The sequence below is a fragment of the Kothea flammea genome (assembly GCF_052161645.1).
GTDB lineage: Bacteria > Planctomycetota > Planctomycetia > Pirellulales > Pirellulaceae > Laterigemmans.
In genome coordinates, this window is sequence record NZ_CP197414.1 from 7,271,392 (window position 1) to 7,293,214 (window position 21,823).

Sequence of the window (21,823 nt, forward strand, 5' to 3'; positions counted from 1 at the left end):
TACTGGTTATACTTTTAGTATAAGTATAACGCGAGAGCGCTGCGTCAAGTTCCTGAAAACAATTTTTTTCCGGTCGCGCGACCGGAACTAGCCAGTCGCCGCGGCCGTCTGAGGGTCTGTCATGACGCCTGAAAGGGATGTATCGAGTAGTGAAGCGTGAACTCTGGCGGCCTGACCGGGGCGACTGTTGTCAACGTGTCGACGCGAATCAAGCTAGAGTTGGCCGAGTTTCCAGCTGCAGTGAGTTTCAGCAGGGAAGCGCAGCGGGGCGTGAGGACCTGAAAAGAGCAGATCCCGAAAATAGCGATGTTTGCAGATTTGAATTGCGATAGCTGGTGACTGGACGCATTGCTGGTGACTGGACTGATCGCCAGCGAAGACAAGGATTGGCATGAACAAAGCCACTTTAGTGGAATCACTGCGAACATTGCCTCGTGAAGAGCAAGTGCGTCTTGCTGCGCAGGTAGAGCGGCTCCGCAAGGTCTGCGAAGAGGGGGATTCCCCCGAGTCGCTGGCGCTGGAGCCATTCCTGGAAGAGGTCTTGGTCTTGGTGGGCCGCATGTTCGGGGCGGCCGCGAGCGCCTATTGGTTGCGTCCCTGGGGTGCCGGGGGCTTGACACCAACGACACGCTTGGGCTTTGGAGAGTTGGACTTATCCCCCGCGGGGCGAAAAGTGATTGACGCGACGGTTGTCCAGTTGTGGCAATCGAAAGAGCCAGAGGTGCAGCGTCATGCTGAATTTGGGGCGACCGTTTTGGTGGGTCCTGTTCGCAACGGGCAGGAGGCGGTCGGCGCGGTGCAGTTGATCGTGTTGGACTCGCCGAGCCGGCGACTGGAGAGCGCGACCGAGCAGGCTGGCAATCAGTCCGCGGCAACAACCGGGGGTGAAATTTCACCAATAACCACCGCTCGGGCCGCTTCCTATCGTCGCGCGCTCAGTGGCGTGCTGGCGATGATTCAGCCGGCGATCCTGCGTCGATTCAGCGGCAATACACTGCCGATTCAGCAAGCCGAAGTGGGGCTACAGCGGTTAAATCAACAGATTGCCGGCATCCAGCGATCGCTGCGATTAACCATTGAGCACCATCTGCAACAGCTCAACGGAGCAACCTTCAACAGCTTGCAGGAGAGCCAGCAATTCGTCAGTTCGGTGCAGAAGCTACTGGACGCCAATGGGCTACGCGTTCGTTGCCCGGAGTGCGGATACCCGGCCATTTTAAGGTGTTCGCGGAGTCCGGCGGTCAACACGGGAGTGTTTGTCTTCGACCACTACTTGCCCTCGGGACGTACTTTTCACGGCGGCGGCAGGACTTTGCCATTGCTGCGAACGGTGGCCAAACCGTCACGTCGAAAATCTTCATCATGAAGAAGGTGATTTTCGCCTGTTCGGATGCGATGCGGCAGTTACATTCATAGCTTGCATGCTCACTAGCTGTAATCAAGCAACTTAGCAATCAAGCAATTTAGCACCTATCCAATGCCCTCGGATAACCGCGGCGAGCGCAACAGCGTTGATTGGTTTTTGGATACGTTCTGACAACCCGCCACCACACGCATTCTTTTACGAATTCCTCATGATCGACAATCTTTGGCACCGACCAGTTGGCTGGTTTGCGTTAGCCACCTGCACGGCTCTGACAATTTCCGCCGCAATCCCCCGTCACTCCTCCGCGCAACAAGCGGACCCACTACGAGATTTGCAAGCCGCTGCTTGGACAGAAAAAGCGGCCGCCTGGGGGCACTGGGGGGTTGATCCTAGCCGGTACTCCACCTGGACGAATCACAGTAACCGCTTGGTGCCGCTATACACATTCGGGATGTCGCTCGATTCGCTGAGAGAGGCGGGCAGCGTTTATCGTTCGGCCGAAGAACTGGAGCGATTGTATGGCGAGGTTCCAGCGGGAACGCTCAACCCAGAGGCCGAGTATTTCGATCAAACCGACGTCTATCGCCTGCAGCAGCAAGCGGTCGCGGCAGGCAAAAAGTACGTTTTCCTCATCGTCTTTGACGGTATGGACTGGCAAACCACGCACGCCGCAGCCACCTATGCTCAAGGCAAAGTCGCTTACGACTCGGGGCGGGGGACTGGATTAACGTTTTTGGATTACCGTGGCGCGGAAACCGATTACGGCTATATCGTGACTTCGCCCCAGCGGGACAAAGCGACCTATGACGTCAACACCCAACGGTTGGCGGAACCTCAAGCCGCCGCCACCGGAGGCTACGATCCCAGGCTGGGAGGAAGCACCCCTTGGGCCACTCCGCCCAGCCGCGATTACCTCATCGGTCGAGACCGCGGTCGCCCCCATACGGTGGCCGATTCGGCAGCCACCGCAACTTCGATGACCTGCGGGATAAAAACTTTTAATGGAGCCATTGGGCTGAACGCAGCTGGCGAGCAAGTCGAATCCATCGCCCGGCAACTGCAACGTGAACGTGGCTTTCGAATTGGCTTGGTCAGCAGCGTGCCGATCAGCCATGCCACGCCGGCAGCAGCCTACGCGCACAACGTGACGCGCAATGACTACCAAGATCTCACCCGTGATCTCATCGGTCTGCCATCGGTGTCACATCTCGATCAACCCCTGCCAGGCATGGATGTGGTGCTGGGGGGCGGCTGGGGAGAGCTGAAGCGTAGCGATGAGAGTCAAGGCGATAATTTCCAACCAGGCAATCGCTATGCCTTCGCGGGCGATGTGCGAGCGGCCAGCGTCGAGCAGGGAGGCAAGTATGTTGTTGTCGAGCGAACACCAGATACCGACGGCGGCGAACTGATCGCCATGGCCGCCGATCGCGCCATTGCCGAAAAGCACCGCTTGTTGGGGCTGTTCGGAGTCAGTGGCGGTCACCTCCCATTTCAAACGGCGGACGGCGGATACAATCCCACAGTCGGAGTCAATGGTGCTGAATCTTATAACCCGGCAGACGTCCGCGAAAATCCCACCTTGGCTGAACTAACCAAGCAAGCCATTCGCCTGCTCGCACAGGAAGACCAAGGCTTTTGGCTGATGGTCGAAGCGGGAGATGTTGACTGGGCAAACCACGATAACAACTTGGATAACTCGATCGGGGCCGTGCTGAGTGGCGATACAGCCTTTGAAGAAGTGGTGCAGTGGATCGAAGCTCAACAAGCTTGGGATGATTCCGTAATCATCCTAACCGCCGATCATGGCCACTATCTCAACGTCACAGACCCTCAAGTGCTGACCAAGATTGACACGGCAAAGCCCACTGCCGAGCGAGCCACAGAGGCCGAGCAAAAGATTAAGATTGACGCCGAGCAAGAAACAGCTACTGAGCAACCAGACGCTGCGCAACCAGCCGCTGACGGCACACCACCGAATGTGGTGTTGATCTTCATGGATGACATGGGGTACGCCGACATTGGCCCCTTTGGAGCAACCGCCTATCCGACGCCCAACCTGGATCGGATGGCTCGCGAGGGGCGTCGGTTCACTGACTTCTTGGCTTCGTCGGCCGTCTGCTCCGCCTCGCGAGCCGCCTTGCTGACGGGCTGTTACCATCATCGCGTGGGCATTTCGGGAGCACTTGGTCCGGCTTCATCGATTGGCATCCATCAAGACGAAGTAACCTTGGCTGAGCTGTGCAAATCGCGTGGTTATGCGACTGCCATGTTTGGGAAATGGCACTTGGGGCATCATCCTAAGTTTTTACCGACCAACCATGGCTTCGACACGTTCTTTGGGATCCCCTACAGCAACGACATGTGGCCGTTGCATCCGCAGAACATTGCTAGAAAGGCGGCCGATCCGCAAGCCACCGGCCCTTGGCCTCGCCTGCCGATGTTGGCTGGCACCGAGGTGATTAACACCGATGTTCAGCCCGCCGATCAGGAGCAGTTGACCATGCAGATCACCGCCCGCTCGGTGGAGTTCATCGAGCAGCACGCCGATCAACCTTTCTTCCTGTACGTTCCGCACCCGATGGTGCACGTGCCGTTATATGTGTCAGAAAAATTTGCCGGCCAGAGTGGAGCTGGATTGTTCGGCGATGTGATGATGGAAGTCGATTGGTCGGTGGGGCAAATTCTGGACGCGATCGAGCGGATCGGAGCGACCAAGAACACGTTGGTAATTCTCACTTCGGACAATGGTCCCTGGCTGTCTTATGGGGATCACGCCGGCAGTGCTGGTCCGCTCCGCGAAGGCAAGGGGACGATGTTTGAGGGAGGTTACCGCGAGCCAACTTTAATGCGTTGGCCAAGTCGAATTCCGGCTGGCACGACTTGTGATTTACTGGCCTCGACGATCGATATTTTCCCCACCGTAGCGGCGCTGATCGGAGCCGAGCTGCCAGCTCATCAGCTGGACGGAGTCGATATTCGGCCGCTGATGTTTGCGGATCCTGAACAATCGCCGCGAAGTCACTTTTATTGCTATTACGGTGGCGGCCAATTGCAAGCGGTGCGGAACGAACGTTTTAAATTAGTTTTTCCTCACAGCTATCGCACGCTGGACGGACGGGTCGGTGGCACGGGAGGCACGCCCGTTAACTACTCGCAAGCTATGGCGAGTTATGCGTTGTATGACTTGGACAATGATCTCGGCGAGACCACCGATGTCGCCGCGCAACACCCGGCCGTAGTCGAGCAGCTCGAAGCGGTAGCCGCCGCGGCGCGAATCGACTTGGGTGACAAGCTGACGAAAACAGCGGGAGAAAATCGGCGTCAGCCGGGACGCCTACAAATGGGTGATGAAAAATTAGAGTGGTGAGGAACGATCGAATAGAGGTGTCGTCTTTACCAGCCGGGAGTTTCGTCGTCGCCACCCGCCGCGCCGCCACCACCGCGACCGTCACCGCACCAGCGGGTGAGTGCGTCGAGCACTCGGTCGCGATCATTTCCCGAAGCCCAAATCACTTCCTCCATCTCCAGCATGATTTCATACTGGCCTTCGCGAACACAATCTTCTTCGCCGCAGAAGTGTGGTGTGGCTGAGATCCACATGATGCGGTAGAGCGGCACATGTTTGTCGTCGACCAGAACAAGAGGTGAATCCATGGCACTCTACAGTGGGTTGATGTCTACGAAGATACAGCAGCTCGCCGCAGCTCTGCGCTGCGATTTGCCGAGGCAAGCACAGCATCGATAACTGCGCCGCGAAAGCCATTTTGCTCTAAGGAACGGATCGCGGCAATGGTTGTTCCAGCGGGACTGGCAACCGCGTCCTTGAGCATCCCAGGGTGTTCTCCGGTTTGCAACACGAGTTGTCCAGCACCGATCACCGTTTGCGCTGCCAACTGCAAAGCTTCGGCGCGGGGCAAGCCGGCCATGACTCCGCCGTCGGCGAGTGCTTCGATGAACAAAAAGACATAGGCGGGGCCGGAACCGCTCAACCCGGTGACGGCGTCCATTTGACTTTCTTTGACCGCGAACGAACGGCCAAATGCATCGAGCAAACCTCGCAACCGCTGGTGATCGTCCTCGGAGACTTCAGCGGCACCACAATAGGCACTGGCTCCCGCGCCAACCAAGGCTGGCGTGTTTGGCATCACGCGAGCCACTCGCTGGGAGCCCAATTTGCCGGTCAAAAAGTCCAAATCGACCCCCGCGGCCACCGAAACGACTAGCGATTGCTGCCAAGCGGCGGGGAATTTCTGCCGAAAAGAGGAAATACAGTCGCTGAGGTGTTGAGGCTTGACCGCCAGCACGACCAAATCCTCAGCCGCCACTGGCAACGCCTGCTCGGCCTCTGCGGCGGAGGCAAAGCAGGGTGTTTCGGGAAAACGCTGGGACCACCACTGGCGTGACTGGGGATTGTGGTCAGCCACCCGCAGCCCATCCGGCGAAATCAATCCGCTGGCAACGATCCCTTCGGCCATTGCCCGCGACATCCTGCCCCCACCGATAAACAAAATGGAACCAATCACAAACAGTTTCTCCTGGGAATCGCGGGGGCCGAATTGGAAGCGGCAGATCAAATGGCAAAATTAATTTGCGGGTCAGTTGGATTGACAGATCTCCCCTGCGCTGCCTAGCCTGATTAGTTTTTAACCGCAAAATCCGTGGAGTGAGTCAACTTTGGACGAAGCGATTGCCAAAGCCGACATTCTAATCGAAGCGATGGGCTGGATCCGTCGATTTCGAGGTAAGACGACCGTCATCAAGCTGGGAGGCAGTGTTTTAGACGACGAGGACGCCCTCCGCCACATCCTGCTGGATGTGATTTTTATGGAATCGGTCGGTCTACAACCAGTCATTGTGCACGGTGGCGGCAAGGCGATCAATCGCGCCTTGGCCGCGGAACAGATCGAACCTCGCTTTGTCCGCGGTCGCCGAGTGACTGACGCGGCCACGCTGAAAGTGGTGGAGCGAGTGTTAGCGACCGAGCTGAACGAATCGATCACCCAAATGATTGAGCAACTCGGCGGTCGCGCCATGAACCTGAACTTCGCCGCCGGTAACAATGTCTTGTTTGGCGAGAAGATCACGATCGCCGGGGACGACATTGGCTTTGTCGGTGAAGTCAGCCGCGTGGAGCGCCATCCCATCGAGGGTCTCGCCTACACGAACCAGGTTCCCGTGATCCCCTCGATGTGTGAAGACGCCAATGGCCAGCCGCTAAACGTGAACGCCGACACGGCCGCGATGGCGGTCGCCCAAGCGCTCGGCGCGGATAAACTAATCTTTCTCAGTGACATTAACGGAGTTCGCCGCGACGTCGACGACCCCGCCTCGATCATCCATTCGCTGACAGCTTCGGCCGCCCGCCAATTGATTGACGACGGTGCGATCGGAGCTGGTATGATTCCCAAAGTGGAAGCCTGTTTGGAGACGCTCGGGCGGGGAGTCGGAAAAGTTCACATCATCGACGGACGACTTCGCCACTCGCTGCTGTTGGAGATTTTCACGACCAGCGGCGTGGGTACCGAGATCGTGCGTGACGATCGGGCAAACATCCCGATTTAGCGAACGCGGCCGTATTCCAGTTGTTATTATCAACGTATCCGAAAACCGACAGAAAACCGCGGCGGGCGCCAAAGCGGCATCAGCGGTATGCGGATAGTTTCTCTATTCCCTTTACCGTCGCTCGCGGCTGAAACGTTAAACTATGACCAGTTCGTCCAGTTCACCCGCAACCAATCCAGTGTCGCCATCGACCGCTGCCACGATTGAGCGATTCGAAAAGTTCGTGATTGGCAATTATCGCCGCTATCCGGTAGCCTTGGTGCGCGGCGAAGGCTCGACCGTTTGGGATAGCGATGGTCGCGAGTACTTAGATTTTTTTCCCGGTTGGGGATGCAATCTGCTGGGGCATTGCCCAGCGAAAGTAGTCCAAGCGGTGCAGGAGCAAGTCGCCAAGTTAATCCATGTACCCAACACTTGGTATATGGAGCAACAAGGTATTTGGGCCGAGCTGCTCAGCCAACGCACCGAGTTTGCCGCCCAAGCCTTCTTTTGCAACAGCGGCACCGAGGCCAACGAGGCGGCGATCAAACTGGCGCGTCTGCATACGCCGCCCGATCGTTATAAGATCATCACTTTCACCGGTGGATTCCACGGTCGCACTTTGGGAAGTCTAACGGCCACGGCGCAGCCTAAATATCACGAAGGCTTGGGACCGCTGATGGCTGGATTTGCCTACTGCCCGCTGGGCGATCTCGCGGCCGTTCGGCAAGCGATCGATGAGACCACCGCGGCGATCATGATCGAACCCATTCAAGGTGAAGGGGGCGTGCGGATGCCGCCGGCAGGATTCTTGGCCGGACTGCGGGAGCTGGCGGACCAACACGAGCTGTTATTGATTTTCGACGAAGTGCAAACGGGGTGCGGACGGACGGGAACTTGGTTTGCGCATCAATACTTCGACGTTCAACCCGATATCATGACGCTGGCAAAATCGCTCTGCGCGGGGATTGCCGGCGGTGCCCTGCTGGCACGTCCCGAAGTCGCCGACAGCCTCAAACCGGGAATGCACGCGGCCACTTTTGGCGGGAATCCAATCGCCGCGGCGGCCGGTATCGCGATGATCGAAACGATCGAAGAGGAAGGCCTGTTAGCCTCCGCCAGCGAGTTGGGTGAGCACCTGACAACGGCGCTGCAACAAATGGCCAGCGATTTTGATTTCATTCGCGAAGTTCGCTCCGCCGGTGTGATGATTGGTATTGAGTTGGATATCGATGGTAGTCCGATCGTGGAAGATTGCCTGCGGCGTGGTTTGTTAATCAATTGCACGCAAGGTACCGTGTTACGATTGCTGCCGGCAATGAATCTCAGCAAACAGGCTGCCGACCAGGGGCTGGAGATATTGCAACAAGCATTTGAGGCTGCCGGGCAGCACGCGGTCGAAAGCTGAGCCAGCCGGCATATCACCCTCGGGTCAAGTTCCTGACATAAAAAAGGTTATCGAAGCCTTTTTTCACACGTTACTATTTTCTTTCCTACTCCCATCCCGGACGAATCGCCGATGAACGGCCTGCGACACCTCGTCACTTTATTTGAGTTGACTCCGGCAGAGTTGCGTCAAGTTTTAAAGACCGGACAATATCTTTGTGATCTGCATGCTCAGGGCGAACGGCCCAGCTTGCTGCAAAATCGCTGCATCGGTCTGCTGTTTGAAAAACCGAGCTTGCGAACACGTGTCAGTTTTGAAGCCGGGATGGCGCAGCTGGGCGGCAGCAGCCTCTTTCTGGGCGACGATGTGGGGTGGGGCAAGCGGGAGTCAGTCGCCGACTTCGCCAACGTGCTGGGGCAATTCCTGGATGCCGTGGTGTGCCGTACAAAATCGCACAAGCGCGTGACCGATCTAGCTCAGTTCAACACCCTTTCGGTGATCAATGGTTTGACCGACCTGTGCCATCCTTGCCAAGCGATGGCCGATGTGCTTACGGTCCAACAGGCTTTTGGTTGTTTGCCCGGGCGGCATATGTTATTCGTCGGTGACGGCAATAACGTGGCCCGCAGCATGGCTTTGATTTGCGCCATGTTGGAGATGCGTTTCACGCTCGCTTGCCCTGTTGGTTATGAAATAGATGACGACTGGTGGTCGCAAGTTAAACAAGCCTATCCGGCCGCCAAGTTGGAAATGACCAACGACCCGTTGGCCGCCGCCGCCGACGCTGACGCGATCTATACCGATGTCTGGACCAGCATGGGACAAGAAGCCGAGCGGGAACAGCGGCGACAAGTCTTTGCCGATTATCAGATTAATCAACAACTCGTCGCGGCCGCTCCCAAAGAGGTCATCATCCTGCATTGTTTACCAGCTATTCGTGGCGAGGAGATCACTTCCGAAGTAATGGATGGTCCTCACAGTCGCATTATCCAACAAGCGGCCAACCGCATGCACGCGCAGAAAGGGTTATTGGTCTGGTTGTTGAATCGTGGTTGGGTGGAAGCCAACGTGGGGGCTGCGGAACCCGATTCAACGCGTCTGCCCGTTCCCGAAAACGATGCCTGCTAGCGATTAGCCCTGCTGGCGAATGCACTGCTAGTGAATGCCCCGTTAAACTTTTTGACTCCTCAACTATTAGCCCCTCAAGACCGTAATGTTCCGGCCCCATGATCAATTGCGAGAAATTTCGATCACTCGCAACTATTATTCTGCCGCCCCCGGCAGCGTGCTATATCGCTGCGGCGATACGGTGGTGCTCTGTACAGCCAGCGTGGAAGCCCGTGTGCCACCCTGGATGGAAGGAAAAGGCAAAGGTTGGGTGACGGCTGAGTACAGCATGCTGCCCGGCAGCACGCCGCAACGCAAACAACGGGACCGCAGCGGCAAGGTTGACGGACGAACAACGGAAATCCAGCGGTTGATCGGCCGTAGCTTGCGAGCAATCGTTGATTTGCAAGCCTTAGGCGAACGCATGATCACCGTTGATTGTGACGTCTTGCAGGCCGATGGTGGCACCCGCACCGCCGCCATCACGGGTGGTTGGCTGGCGCTGTACGACGCGATCAAGACAGATTTCCCCGAGCTTACGATCGGCCCCGGCAGTCCGTTGATCGATAGCGTGGCGGCTGTCAGCGTGGGCAGCGTCAAAGGAGAAATCTGGTTGGACTTAGATTATCCTTTAGATGTAGCGGCCGACGTCGACATGAATGTCGTGATGACCGGCGGTGGCCGTTTTGTCGAAATTCAAGGGACGGGCGAAGAAGCCACCTTCGATGACGACGATTTGGCTAAATTATTGCAACTCGCTCGGCAGGGCATCAAATCGTTGACTAAACTTCAACTCGCCGAAATCGCCCGCTAGCTTATCCTCCCTCCTGCAGAAGTCCCCCACCATGCGACGACATCTCCTGTCTTCGTTGCGACCCACACGTCGCTGCCAATCCAGCCCCGCGGGTCTCGCCTTCTTGCTGCTGGTGGCGTTCAGCTTGCAACTGACCACCATCGGCCGAGCCCAGGTCTTTGCCACGCCGGAAGCGGCGGCCGAGGATCCTGACTTTCAAGTCCAGGGCGAATATGCTGGCAACGGCAAGGCAATCCAAGTGGTGGCAATCGGGGATGGCGAGTTCCAGTTGGTCATTTACGAAGGTGGCTTGCCGGGAGCTGGCTGGACCGGCGCGGCACCGCAACGCCTCGACGGTGATGCTGACTTGGTAACGGAGTTAGCCGATTCGATGGGGCTGACGAAAATGGAACGAAAAAGCCCCACGCTGGGCGCCCAACCTCCGCCCGGCGCGGTCGTGCTGTTTGATGGTAGCGAAGCATCGATGGAGAACTGGGAAGCGGGCGCCCGCCGCACTGCCGATGGACTGCTGATGCAGGGGGCAACCAGTCGTCAGCAATTTGGCGATTACACCATTCACTTAGAATTTCGCACTCCCTATCAACCAACCGCTGCCGGCCAACAACGTGGCAACAGCGGACTCTATCATCAAGCGCGTTATGAGACGCAAATCCTCGACTCATTCGGTCTGGAGGGCTTGGACAACGAAGCGGGGGGCATCTATTCGATCCGCCGTCCCGACCTGAATGCTTGCCTGCCACCGCTCAGTTGGCAAACGTATGACGTTGAATTCACCGCCGCAAGGTATGATGGGGCGGGCAAGAAAACCGCCAACGCTACGGTCACGGTGCGGCTCAACGGAATCTTAATTCACAGCAACGTGGTGCTCCCCAAGACAACCACCGCCGCACCGCGAGCGGAAGGTCCCACTCCCGGTCCAATCTATCTGCAAGACCATGGCAACCCGGTCCGCTTTCGCAACATCTGGGTCATGCCTCGCGATGCCGAGCAAGATTCCAAGCGGCCTTTGATTCCCGGCTACGAACGGTTCTACGCAGCCACCGCGCTCGGCGCAGACCTAAACGACCGAAGCTTGATCGACGGCGGCCAAGTGTTGGCCGAGGGACTGGGATGTCTCAACTGTCACGAGGGTCGCGAACGAGTTTGGGAGCCAGCCGTCGGGCCAGTGCTCAACGGCATTGGCGGTCGCGTGCGTGCTGATTTCCTCGTTCGTTGGATTCATGATCCGCACGCTGCCAAACCGGGCACTACCATGCCCTCGGTACTCGATACGGTAGCGGCCGACGAACGCGAGCGGATCAGTCAAGCGATTGCCAGCTATCTCATTCTGTCAGACACCAGCGAAACGATGTTAGATCGTTCCGGCGACGCGAGCGGAGCCGAACGTGGCGAGAAGCTCTACCATTCCATCGGTTGCGTGGCCTGTCACGCGCCCCAGAATGATTGGCAGACACCGAATGCGACCAACGTCCCCTTGGGACCCCTGAGCGAAAAATATACGCTCGATTCGCTGGCTGCATTCCTACAAAATCCACACGCCACTCGCCCCGATGGTCGCATGCCCAGATTGGTTGCCGATCCCATGGAAGCGCGTGACGTGGCGACTTATTTGCTGCGAGATGTTGTCTTGGTGCCGGGCGCCCAACAGTTTTCCCGCACCGTCTATCGTGGCAACTGGGACTCGCTGCCCGATTTTGACAAGCTGCAACCAGTCGCGGAGGCGGAGGTCGTTGCCGGCTTGAGTTTCGCCGGGATCTCACCGCTCAATCAATTTGGGGCGGTTTACGAAGCCTATTTGCCAATCATTAAAGCAGGCAAATATACGCTCACCATCGGCAGCGATGACGGCAGTCGGGTATTGGTCGACGCCCGCGAAGTGGTACGTGTCGATGGCGTCCATCCCTATCAACAAGTTAGCGGCGATATCGAGCTGACAACCGGCGTGCACCGTTTGCGAGTCGAATATTTTGAAGGTGGTGGTGAAGAGCGACTGACGTTGGAAATTGCCGGTCCCGACTTGCCGCGAATGGCGATCAGCACGCTGGTCACCCAGGATCCCGAAGGTGATTTGCAACGACAACTAGTGCCCCAAACATTCGTCGCCGACCCAGCCCTCAAACTGGAAGGCGAGCGACTATTCAGCTCGCTCGGCTGCGCCAACTGCCACGTGTTTGAACCGGCGGGACAAGCGATCGAGGCAAGTCTAACCGCCAAGCCTTGGCGGCAGCTGCAACCACAGCAGGGCTGTTTGGCCGAGCAAGTGCCAGCCAGTTTGCCACAGTACGCGCTGACCACGGCTCAGCGAAATTCCTTACAAGCTGCGATCACCGCGCGACCGCCGCAGCGGGAGCGAGAGAACTTGATTCAGCTCACCTTAACCGCCGCTAACTGCTATGCCTGTCACATGCGGGACGGTATCGGTGGGCCCGAATTAGCCCGCAACCAGATCTTTCAAACGACGACTCCCGAAATGGGAGACGAAGGACGCGTGCCGCCACCGCTCACCGGAGTTGGTGACAAATTGAAAGATGAGTATTTTGCCAAAGTACTCGATGCGGGTGCCAATCAACGCCCCTACATGCTGACGCGGATGCCAGCTTTCGGGTACGAGCGGATGAAGCTGTTGCACCAACGTTTGAACAAGCAAGATCGCCAATCGAGCGAATTGCCCGACGTCGCCTCACAACCCACGCATCGCTGGTTGGCTGATGGCCGCGAACTGGTCGGTAACGAAGGATTAGCTTGCATTAAATGTCACACCTACGGTGGTGAAGGAACACCGGGCATTCAAGCCATCGATATGTTGGAGATGCCCAAACGGCTGCGACGTGATTGGTTCCATCGCTACATGCTGAACCCACAAACATATCGTCCGGGAACACGGATGCCGGCCAGCTTTCCTGAGGGCAAGAGTGTGTTAACAAAGATTGCCGACGGCGATCCGGCCTATCAGATCGAAGCCATGTGGCAATTTTTGCTGGAAGGTGATCCCCGGAAAATCCCCAGCGGACTGCGCCCCGGTGCGATCGAGCTAGTCCCCAGCGAACGGCCGATCATCTATCGCAATTTCCTCACCGACATGAGTGCCCGGGGCATTGCTGTGGGATATCCCGAGCAAGTCCACATCGCTTGGGACGCAGATCGTTTGGCGTTGGCCAAAATTTGGCAAAACCAATTTCTCGACGCATCGCTCCATTGGCGAGGTCGCGGTCCGGGGAGATTGGGACCGTTGGGAGATGCCGTGCTGACAATCGAACAATCGGCACCGGTGGCAATCTTGGCCTCAGTGACAGCCCCCTGGCCAAACGCCGAGCAGCAGGCTGCTGACTCATCCGCTGCAGGCCAACGTTTCCTCGGCTATGCGCTCGACGCGGCGGGCCGACCCAGTTTTCGTTATCAGACGGGCTCGGCCGAAATTCTTGAGACCTATCTACCGACTGCTGATACCGAGACGGGAGCCAAGTCACTCACCCGTCGTCTCGACGTCAAGAGATCGCTCGACTCCAAGTCCACGGGGCTGGTCATTGTGCGGTTAGCCAGTGGTCAAATCGAACGTCTCACCCCCACCAGCTATCGAGTGAACGACCAATTCACTTTGGAGCTATCGACTCCCGATGTGCAATTGGTGGAAGGGTCTGGTAAGCAAGAGTTGCGAACTTCGCTGGGCAATAGCGATGAAGCGTCTGTGGAATTTACTTATCGCTGGTAGACGTTCATCATCATATTCATTTGCTGTACCACGGTCTGATCCCATGAAAGCTAATTTGATTATCACAAGTTTGGTTTGCAGCCTGTTGGCTATCTCAAGTGGCTTTGCCCAACAAGCTCAGGAAGCCGACTATTACAAACTGACCACCTTTGAGCTGCCCGCCGGAGAAGTGCTTGAGGTGGGCGCCTTGCAACCACTGGAAGATGGTCGGCTGGCCGTGGCCACGCGACGTGGGGAAATTTGGCTGGTCGAGCAACCGCTGGCCGATGAGGTCAAGGCCGAGCAATTCAGCCGCTTTGCCGAGGGCTTACACGAGCCACTCGGTTTAGCCCTGCGAGATGGTTGGTTGTACGTCACCCAACGGCCAGATATTTCACGCATCCGCGACAACGACGGTGATGGGTTGGCCGATCAATTCGAAGTCGTCGCCAAAGGTTGGGAGATCAGTGGTGACTACCATGAATATGCTTTTGGTTCCAAGTTTGACAAAGATGGCAACCAGTGGGTGGTGCTCTGCCTGACCGGATCGTTTGGCAGCAGCGTGCCCTATCGCGGCTGGTGCTTGCGAGTGAGCGCCGACGGCACGGTCACGCCCACCTCGAGTGGCATTCGCTCTCCCGGAGGCATTGGCTTTAACGCCACGGGCGATGTCTTTTACACCGACAACCAAGGCCCTTGGAACGGCACTTGTGGACTCAAACATTTGGTTCCAGGTAAATTCATGGGGCATCCCGGTGGTTTCCGCTGGTACGAATTGGCGGCGGAAACGCTGGGCGAGCAACCCGAAACGCCCAACGATAACAGCCGCATGATGATCGAAGCGGATCGCCTACCCGAGCTGGAACCGACGGCCGTCATGTTCCCTTATGACAAGATGGGTAAATCGGCATCTGGCGTCGCCTGCGACACCAGTGATGGCAAGTTCGGCCCCTTTGAAAATCAACTATTTGTTGCTGATCAATCGAATTCGACGCTGATGCGAGTCTTTTTGGAAAAGGTCGAGGGACATTACCAGGGAGCCTGTTTCCCCTTTCTCTCCGGTTTCGCTTCGGGCAGCGTGGCCGTCGAAATGGATCCCAGCGGCGCGATGTTTGTGGGTGGCACAAATCGAGGCTGGGGCTCCCGCGGCCCGCGAGAGTTTGCGTTACAGCGTGTTAATTGGACTGGCAAAGTTCCCTTTGAAATCCTCGAAATGCGAGCCATCAAAGGTGGCTTTGATTTGGTCATGACCGAGCCGGTCGATCCGCAGTCAGCACAAAAACTCGATAGTTATTCATTACAAACTTACACATACATTTACCGCGAGCAATATGGCAGCCCCGAAGTCGATCACACGCAACCAACGATCACTGCCATTGAATTGTATGATGACAACCGCCGAGTACGGCTGCTGGTCGATGGGCTGCAACGTGGGCATGTGCACGAACTGAACGCCAGCGGCGTGCGCAACGAAGCGGATCAACCGCTACTACATCCCGAAGCCTATTACACGTTGAATTATTTGGCTCGCTGAACTAACCGCAACACAGCCGACGGCGGCTAGAAATCAGCCATTCGAGGTTGACCCTTTCTAGCTAGTCGTCCCCAGTTGCATCACTCGCGACACCTCGATTTCAAGTGTGGGTAGCAAAACGCCCGAAGCGGTTTGGCCGGCAGTAAATTCGCCATGCAGTCGATAGGTGGTTTTGTCGAGCACCAAAACCGTGATGCGTTGCTGCTCAGGGTCGACGATCCAGTATTCGGGGATGCCCGCTCGAGCGTAGTCTCGGCGTTTGTCTTCATAATCCCGTTTCGCTGCCTCGGCCCCTTCGCTGACGACTTCCATCGCAAGGTCAACATGGGTCGGGTACCCACGCGGGTCTTTCGGTTCGCTGCCTGGGGCGAAATACATCACATCGGGCTCACGAATGTTCTTTTCGAAAAGCCGAATCGGCAGTGGTGCATCCAGCACTTCCCCGACGCCCGCTGAAGCGACTTCAACAGCGCGCACCAAAAACTTTACAATCAACTGGTGCAACCATGTGGGCATCGGCAGGACATCTAGGTTTCCGTCAATAAGCTCAATCATGCGATTGCCATGCAACGCATAAAAGTCATTCTCCGACCACTGCCCCTGCGGCGGAAACAGATGTGCAACTGCCCAAGTCGGTTCGGGCTGAGGCTTGGCATTTGAAGCAGAAGACATAGCGATCGTCGAAATGAGTGGACCGTAGGTGGACTAGCGCGACGCGTCGATTGTACTTCACAACTGGATGCACGACCAGAAACAAGGTAACGGGGGAAAGTGAGGTTGTGAGTTAAATTGCGCTGGTGTACCGGCTTCAGCTGACCAAGCGCAATCCGGATCGCCCAAAGGCCAGACACCAGCGCAGCAAAACTTAATCGTCGCCACTTGGCACGCTAAAGCAGGCGACGGTTAAAAATCAGCCACTCAGTTGCCAGGATGCCCAAGCATCCCAGCAGCAACCAGCGCCACGCTTCGCTGCGCTGCGGAGTCGCTACGATCGTGCCTTCGATCGTTTCATAGCCAAGTTCAATCGATTCCTGCGGAGTGATCTCGCTTTCGCGCAAATCAAAAAGATTGACGGTGAACAGGCTGAGTACGTCCTCTTCTTCAACTGGAGTGACGCGATAGAGACCCGTGCGGTCGGTATCGGCGAAAGGCGCACTGCCGGCTGGTCCGACGCTGAGCGTTTCGCGGTCGCCACGGGGATTTTCAACTCGCACCGCACGCAGGCGATTGTCAACTCGCAGCGGAACCGTTTCGCCGGGACGGACAGTGGTCGCGCCGCTGGTATCGATCGCCCCACCCAAAAACCGCATCGCGTTAAAGACAAACACAGGCCAACTCCGTTGCACTGGCCAGTCGGTGTTGAAAGAGGTGGCGCCATCCTCCATTTCACTAATGATTTCAAAGCCCATCACCAGATCTTGCAGACCGTCGCGGGGGGCGATCGCCAATACGGGCCCCACATCAGCGCTAATCAATGTCGTCGCTCCGCGAGGAGCCGTGAGCGAGTAGCCCTCGACGATCCTCAGCGAAAACAGCTCAAGGTATCGCATAATTGGATGGGTGCGATCGATATCGATCGGCAAGATTGGACCCGTTAATTCTCCTTGCTGCCATTCGCCCGGCGGAACCGCGCCGATGAAAAAGGTATTCGCCGGCGGCATCGTTGCCGGGGAACAGCGGTCATAGATGATCAAGTCGTCGCGACCGCTGGCGACACGTTGTTGATATTGTTCGCTCTGCAAATAATCTGGCGCGCGAACTTCGGCGATCCCCAGCTTGGTCGCTTGCTGGGTCCCCAGTGCCAATTCGAGCGCGGTGTTGCCCGGTGTAATTAATAAGACGCTAACGTCGCGAGCGGGAGCCAAGGCGGCAAAGGCAACGTTATCCACCTGCAAATCATCGGCCAGTGGTTTGCCGTCGCTACCCTCGAGCGTCAACGTCAGCTCGCTGGCATCGGCCGCCTCGATGGTAAAGGGCAGCCCCTGCTGATCACCGGCCGTCAGGGTGACCGAAGCAGCTTCGATCAATTCACCATTCATCGTCAGGGAAGCGACAACATCCATGGTCCGCTCGCCAAAGTTGGCCAATTGAGCAAACACTTGCAAGCGGTCTGGTTGCTCAACATTTCGTTCGGCATGGAAAGCGACGATGGCCACATTTTGACTCTCACGTGACCCGATCATGTGATAGGTTGGCGAGAGGTTGCCCAAACTAAAATCATTGAGCTGATCCATGCGGCCATCGGAGTAGATCAGCAAGTCGGCCGGGGCCGCATCGGCAACCTGCACGTCGTTCACATCGCCCGCTTGGCTGGTGCGATTGGGATTTGCCAAACCAGCCGCCGCCCGCAAGGCTTCACCCATGTCGGTCGCCCGAGAGCTGACTTCCGCCGCTTTAACCGCAGTTGTCAATCTCGATTGGTCATTCGTGAATTCTTGCAAGATGTCGGCGCGATCACTAAAGGCGATCAGCATCGCTTGGTCATCGCTACCCATGGCGGCGATTTGTTCAACAATCTTATCTTGCGCATGGGCGAACCGTGATCGCCCCGCTTGCATATCAGTAGCCGCCATGCTGGCCGAAGCATCGAGCAAGAAGATGATGCGTCGACCGGCACTGTTTTCACCTTGCCAACCGGGGCGCAACACGGCGAGCAGCAACAACAGCATGAACAGCAACTGTAAGATTAACAACAGATTGTTTCGCAACCGCTGGATCAAACTATTGACATGCAGATCTTCGATGGTGCGTTGCCACAAAAAAGTGCTCGGTACCGTCAGCGGCTGCCTCCGCAATTTGAGGAAATACAGCAGCACGATCCCCAGCGGAATTAACCCCAGCAGATAGAGCCCCCAGTTAGGCAGAGCGGGAATGAAATTCATCGCACCACCCCGTGCGTTCTGAGATAGCTGGTCACCATCCGGTCGACCGGTTCGTCACTGCGGAGCCGCAGATAGGTCACGCCCCGTCGCGCGCAAAAGGTCTTTGCCTGTTCGATGAACGAGGCCAACGTCTCACGATAACGCTTCAGCAATATCCGGCTGACGGTAATCTCCGCTAAATCACCATCTTCGACATCAACCAGCTTAATGTCGCCGCTGAGCGGCGGATCGAGTTCTTCGGGGGCCAGCAGATGTAATAAAAACACATCCATCCGTCGTCCCACCAGCATTCGCAGCGCCGATTCATAGCCCGCTTTATCCATCAAGTCGGTGATCAGCAGCACGACTCCGTTGCCGGGACTCCGCAAGCAAAAATCCTTGACCCCTTCCGCCAAAGAGACGTTATGAATCGGCTCGATGTTATTGAGATAATCGATCATCCGCCACATGGAAGATCTACCACGCAGCACGGGAGCCGAACCCGCCGGCGGTCCCAAGGCGGAAACCTTAACGCGGTCAGCACGGCACAACCCGACATACCCCAAGGCGGCGGCGAGCTGTTTGGCGACGTGCAGCTTGGTGGGGCTGCCAAATCCCATCGACGCGCTGGCGTCAATCAAAGTGTAAAAGTGAAGATCTTCTTCTTCGAGAAAAAGTTTGAGGAACAAGCGATCGAGTCTGGCATAAAGATTCCAGTCGATAAACCGCAAGTCGTCTCCCAGGGTGTAATTGCGAAAGTCGGCAAATTCAACGCTTTGGCCTTTACGTTTGCTACGTCGCTCGCCCTTGAGGCGCCCCCGAAAGACCCTTCGAGAAACGAGCTCCAAGCGTTCTAAGCGAGCTAGCAACTCGGGCGAGAGCAGTTCGGTGGCGGCGGTTGACGGTGGCATGATGGAACTGGTTTCTCTTTCGGTTATCTCAGCCGTGGAACCTGGCAGCGGTCACATTGTAACCGATCAGCTCTCCTTACAGCAGACAGCCCGGATCACGCGTTCATAAAGATCAACACCGGCGGAGAGTTGATCGAGTTCGATGTATTCATCGGTGGTGTGTGCTTGAGCGATGTCGCCCGGCCCACAGACGACCAATGAGTCAAGCTCGGTGAACTGGCCCGCATCGGTGCAATAACTGGCTGTCTTTGGTTGCGGAACGCCAGCCAGCTTACACATTTGCTGGACCCAGGGATGGTCAGGTTCGACCCACAGATAACCACCCCCGTGATATTCTTCAAACAGGATGCCGAGCGTTTGAGCTTTGTGCCGCACGCGTTCGATCAGTGGTAGACCATCGATCGTGGGCATCGGCCGCAAGCTACCCCAAGCTTTAGACTGCCCCGGCGTCACGTTGACGGCGCTCGCTCCATCGGAAACGCCAAAATTCCATGACAGCGTGGGTGGCTCGAATCGCTCATCACGGAGCGCCGGGTCGGTTTGCGTGGCCTGGTCAATTTCCAGCAGTTCGACCAACAAGGGCACCATAGCCAAATTCGCGTTGCGGCCTTCACTGGTGCTGCTGTGGGCGGCGCGCCCCCGACTGGTCAGCTTGAAACCGGTAATCCCTTTATGAGCGTGCACCACATTCAGGCGAGTCGGTTCACCGACAATGCCAACAGGTTGCCCAGCCACCATCGTGCGAAAAAATTTGGAGTTATCGCGGACTTGCTTGGCACCGAGGAATCCAACCTCTTCGTCAGCTGTGCAGACGATCCACAGCGGGGCGATTTGCTCCTCCACGGGAATCCGCCTGACCGCAGCCAACATCGCGGCGAGGGAACCTTTCATGTCACACGAGCCGCGGCCGTAGAGCCGACCGTCATGGATTTCAGGATCGAAAGGCCCACCCGGTGCTTCCCAATCATCCGCGGGAACGACATCGGTGTGGGCAAAATAGGCCAACCCACCGCTGGGAGGAATCGGAGCCGCATCGGGGCGCACCGCCGCCGTTGCCTGACCAGCCCGATAACCCAACACATTGCACTTTCGCGCACCCGAGGCATCGGTATAAGAAACCAGCTCGGTTTCAAATCCCAACTCCTGCAGACGATGCTCAACCCAGCCCGTAATCGGCTCGTTCGAGGCATGGCTGGGACTGGCGAAACGAATCAAATGTTCCAACGTATGACGTGCGTCGTCGACAAACGATAATTCCAAAACTCAACTCATTCCGTGGGAGGTATGTCGAACAGCTCTCGGATGATCGCTTCCAATCCCGTGACGTCGACTTCTGATTGACTATTTGATAACTCATTCCACCAACCGAACGCTTGCAAGCGATGACCAACCGTGGAACGGGGCCATAATGATTGGAATGCGGCACGCCCCGCCTTGGCAACCGGGTCGTCGGCGGGAAGTCCAAAGTCGGCCAACCGGTGAGCTAACACCAGTGGCAGTGCTGGCAGTATATAGGACTTGATACGACCGTTCAGCCTGAGGCTGATTCGCTCGGCCGATGATTCCACAACCAGGACTTCCAGACCGGGAGCCAATTCAAACGTTTCCGTCGCTCGCAGCTTGGTCATCCCCCGGCGAATCCCCTCGGTGTAGTGCTCCGCCAACTCAACTAACAGCCCATATCGCTGCAACTGTTCTTTCCCAGCAGGACTCAACGTTGACAATTCGATTTGCGATATCGCTTGACTGGCAGCAGGCAACTCGCCAGCCCGCAACGCTTGGGTCACGTTCCCCAGCAAGGCAGACATCTCCGCTGTGGATTGCTCAGCGGGCTGGGACTGCGGCTCTGGAGTGGGCTGCAGTTCCGTAGCGGGGACGGGAGTCGGGTCGTTAGCGGCGGCAGATTCCGGCTCCATGCTAGGTTCCGGCTCCATGCTAGGTTCCGGCTCCATGCTGGGCTCTGGCTCCATGCTGGGCTCTGGTTCCATGCTGGGCTGGGCAGGATCTGGCTCAGCGAGTGGCTCAGCGGGGATCGCCGGCAGGGAACTGTTGCTCGGCTGATTTGAAGCCGCTGGCGGCGCCCCGGCAGTCGGTTTGTTAGCCGTCGCGGCAGGCCCCATCACCCGATCAACCGGCGCTCTAACGGCGTCAGCGTTCCCAGTTTGCCGGGGCTGATTGATCACTCGTTTCGCAGCCGCGTCATCTCCGCCAGCAATCACGCGTCCATCGGAAGTTAACCGATATCCATTAGCCAGGATGTAGGCGCAAGCACCGACGCCAGCGATCAAGGAAATTACGAACAACCCCATCAAGGGCCCTGCCAGTGATCGCGACTTCCGCCGGCGAACGCGAGTTTCCTCCGGCCCGCCGCTGGTGTTGGCCAGCGTAGCCAGATCGGCCGCGGCAAACATCGGAGCAACCACACCTGGCTGAATTATTTCGCCTGGGGAAGTCGTCTCCGTAACGATCTCGAGTTGCGGGATCTCGGGAGCAGAAACCGATACCGGCAGCGGCGGCGGGTTGATAGGTACGAAGGGAGCCAACGGGTCGGCTGCGGGCAGCAGATTGGCAAGTGGGTCGGCTGACATTCGAGGCTCTCCCTGCAAAGGTCCGA

General features: G+C 57.2%; 15 protein-coding genes. 8 read left to right on the forward strand and 7 right to left on the reverse strand.

The features are described 5' to 3' along the window. The first annotated feature begins 391 nt into the window (after window positions 1–391). Window positions 392–1,366 carry a hypothetical protein gene (locus tag SH139x_RS27165; RefSeq protein WP_488352854.1) on the forward strand — a complete coding sequence of 325 codons (975 nt, stop codon included), beginning with the start codon at window positions 392–394 and terminating at the stop codon, window positions 1,364–1,366. A 208-nt stretch (window positions 1,367–1,574) separates the two neighbouring features. Beyond that, window positions 1,575–4,733, forward strand: coding sequence for a sulfatase-like hydrolase/transferase (locus SH139x_RS27170; protein ID WP_488352855.1), 3,159 nt, complete (start codon window positions 1,575–1,577; stop codon window positions 4,731–4,733). A 26-nt stretch (window positions 4,734–4,759) separates the two neighbouring features. Here the strand turns inward: SH139x_RS27170 and SH139x_RS27175 are convergent, their stop codons facing one another. Both SH139x_RS27175 and proC read right to left on the reverse strand, forming a co-directional pair. Next, complete coding sequence (locus SH139x_RS27175) at window positions 4,760–5,020, reverse strand: hypothetical protein (protein WP_488352856.1); 261 nt, start codon at window positions 5,018–5,020, stop codon at window positions 4,760–4,762. A 23-nt stretch (window positions 5,021–5,043) separates the two neighbouring features. After that, window positions 5,044–5,889, reverse strand: a complete 846-nt coding sequence (proC, locus tag SH139x_RS27180; protein WP_488352857.1) for a pyrroline-5-carboxylate reductase — start codon at window positions 5,887–5,889, stop codon at window positions 5,044–5,046. 151 nt (window positions 5,890–6,040) lie between these two features. Here proC and argB point away from each other — a divergent pair, with 151 nt between their 5' ends. From argB to SH139x_RS27210, 6 genes are all read left to right on the forward strand, one after another. Then, entirely contained in the window at window positions 6,041–6,928 is an 888-nt protein-coding gene (argB, locus tag SH139x_RS27185; protein WP_488352858.1) for an acetylglutamate kinase, read from the forward strand. Window positions 6,929–7,070: 142 nt separating this feature from the next. Further along, window positions 7,071–8,315 carry an aspartate aminotransferase family protein gene (locus SH139x_RS27190; RefSeq protein ID WP_488352859.1) on the forward strand — a complete coding sequence of 415 codons (1,245 nt, stop codon included), beginning with the start codon at window positions 7,071–7,073 and terminating at the stop codon, window positions 8,313–8,315. A 120-nt stretch (window positions 8,316–8,435) separates the two neighbouring features. Then, on the forward strand, window positions 8,436–9,422 hold the full coding sequence (gene argF / locus SH139x_RS27195) for an ornithine carbamoyltransferase (protein ID WP_488356107.1): 987 nt from the start codon (window positions 8,436–8,438) through the stop codon (window positions 9,420–9,422). Between the two features lie 85 nt (window positions 9,423–9,507). Beyond that, the gene (gene rph, locus SH139x_RS27200; RefSeq protein ID WP_488352860.1) at window positions 9,508–10,215 is read left to right on the forward strand and encodes a ribonuclease PH; all 708 of its coding nucleotides are present in this window, start codon (window positions 9,508–9,510) and stop codon (window positions 10,213–10,215) included. 31 nt (window positions 10,216–10,246) lie between these two features. Next, entirely contained in the window at window positions 10,247–13,924 is a 3,678-nt protein-coding gene (locus SH139x_RS27205; RefSeq protein WP_488352861.1) for a 3-keto-alpha-glucoside-1,2-lyase-like domain-containing protein, read from the forward strand. A gap of 43 nt (window positions 13,925–13,967) precedes the next feature. After that, window positions 13,968–15,437, forward strand: coding sequence for a PQQ-dependent sugar dehydrogenase (locus SH139x_RS27210; protein WP_488352862.1), 1,470 nt, complete (start codon window positions 13,968–13,970; stop codon window positions 15,435–15,437). Between the two features lie 57 nt (window positions 15,438–15,494). Here SH139x_RS27210 and SH139x_RS27215 read toward each other — a convergent pair whose 3' ends face one another. From SH139x_RS27215 to SH139x_RS27235, 5 genes are all read right to left on the reverse strand, one after another. After that, window positions 15,495–16,109: a Uma2 family endonuclease gene (locus SH139x_RS27215; RefSeq protein WP_488352863.1), complete on the reverse strand. Its 615-nt coding sequence runs from the start codon at window positions 16,107–16,109 to the stop codon at window positions 15,495–15,497. A gap of 215 nt (window positions 16,110–16,324) precedes the next feature. Further along, complete coding sequence (locus SH139x_RS27220) at window positions 16,325–18,319, reverse strand: VWA domain-containing protein (RefSeq protein WP_488352864.1); 1,995 nt, start codon at window positions 18,317–18,319, stop codon at window positions 16,325–16,327. Beyond that, window positions 18,316–19,209: a DUF58 domain-containing protein gene (locus SH139x_RS27225; RefSeq protein ID WP_488352865.1), complete on the reverse strand. Its 894-nt coding sequence runs from the start codon at window positions 19,207–19,209 to the stop codon at window positions 18,316–18,318. Before SH139x_RS27225 ends, SH139x_RS27220 begins: the two co-directional genes overlap by 4 nt. Window positions 19,210–19,275: 66 nt before the next feature. Next, window positions 19,276–20,469 carry a M20 family metallopeptidase gene (locus tag SH139x_RS27230; protein ID WP_488352866.1) on the reverse strand — a complete coding sequence of 398 codons (1,194 nt, stop codon included), beginning with the start codon at window positions 20,467–20,469 and terminating at the stop codon, window positions 19,276–19,278. Between the two features lie 8 nt (window positions 20,470–20,477). Further along, window positions 20,478–21,797: a hypothetical protein gene (locus SH139x_RS27235; protein WP_488352867.1), complete on the reverse strand. Its 1,320-nt coding sequence runs from the start codon at window positions 21,795–21,797 to the stop codon at window positions 20,478–20,480. Window positions 21,798–21,823: the final 26 nt, after the last annotated feature.

What these genes read in the sequence shown, in the direction of transcription:
- SH139x_RS27215 (WP_488352863.1), bottom strand. Translation starts at nt 16,109, where the DNA reads ATGTCTTCTGCTTCAAATGCCAAGCCTCAGCCCGAACCGACTTGGGCA.
- SH139x_RS27205 (WP_488352861.1), top strand. Translation starts at nt 10,247, where the DNA reads ATGCGACGACATCTCCTGTCTTCGTTGCGACCCACACGTCGCTGCCAA.
- SH139x_RS27220 (WP_488352864.1), bottom strand. Translation starts at nt 18,319, where the DNA reads ATGAATTTCATTCCCGCTCTGCCTAACTGGGGGCTCTATCTGCTGGGG.
- SH139x_RS27225 (WP_488352865.1), bottom strand. Translation starts at nt 19,209, where the DNA reads ATGCCACCGTCAACCGCCGCCACCGAACTGCTCTCGCCCGAGTTGCTA.
- SH139x_RS27235 (WP_488352867.1), bottom strand. Translation starts at nt 21,797, where the DNA reads ATGTCAGCCGACCCACTTGCCAATCTGCTGCCCGCAGCCGACCCGTTG.
- rph (WP_488352860.1), top strand. Translation starts at nt 9,508, where the DNA reads ATGTTCCGGCCCCATGATCAATTGCGAGAAATTTCGATCACTCGCAAC.
- SH139x_RS27210 (WP_488352862.1), top strand. Translation starts at nt 13,968, where the DNA reads ATGAAAGCTAATTTGATTATCACAAGTTTGGTTTGCAGCCTGTTGGCT.
- SH139x_RS27170 (WP_488352855.1), top strand. Translation starts at nt 1,575, where the DNA reads ATGATCGACAATCTTTGGCACCGACCAGTTGGCTGGTTTGCGTTAGCC.
- SH139x_RS27165 (WP_488352854.1), top strand. Translation starts at nt 392, where the DNA reads ATGAACAAAGCCACTTTAGTGGAATCACTGCGAACATTGCCTCGTGAA.
- SH139x_RS27190 (WP_488352859.1), top strand. Translation starts at nt 7,071, where the DNA reads ATGACCAGTTCGTCCAGTTCACCCGCAACCAATCCAGTGTCGCCATCG.
- SH139x_RS27175 (WP_488352856.1), bottom strand. Translation starts at nt 5,020, where the DNA reads ATGGATTCACCTCTTGTTCTGGTCGACGACAAACATGTGCCGCTCTAC.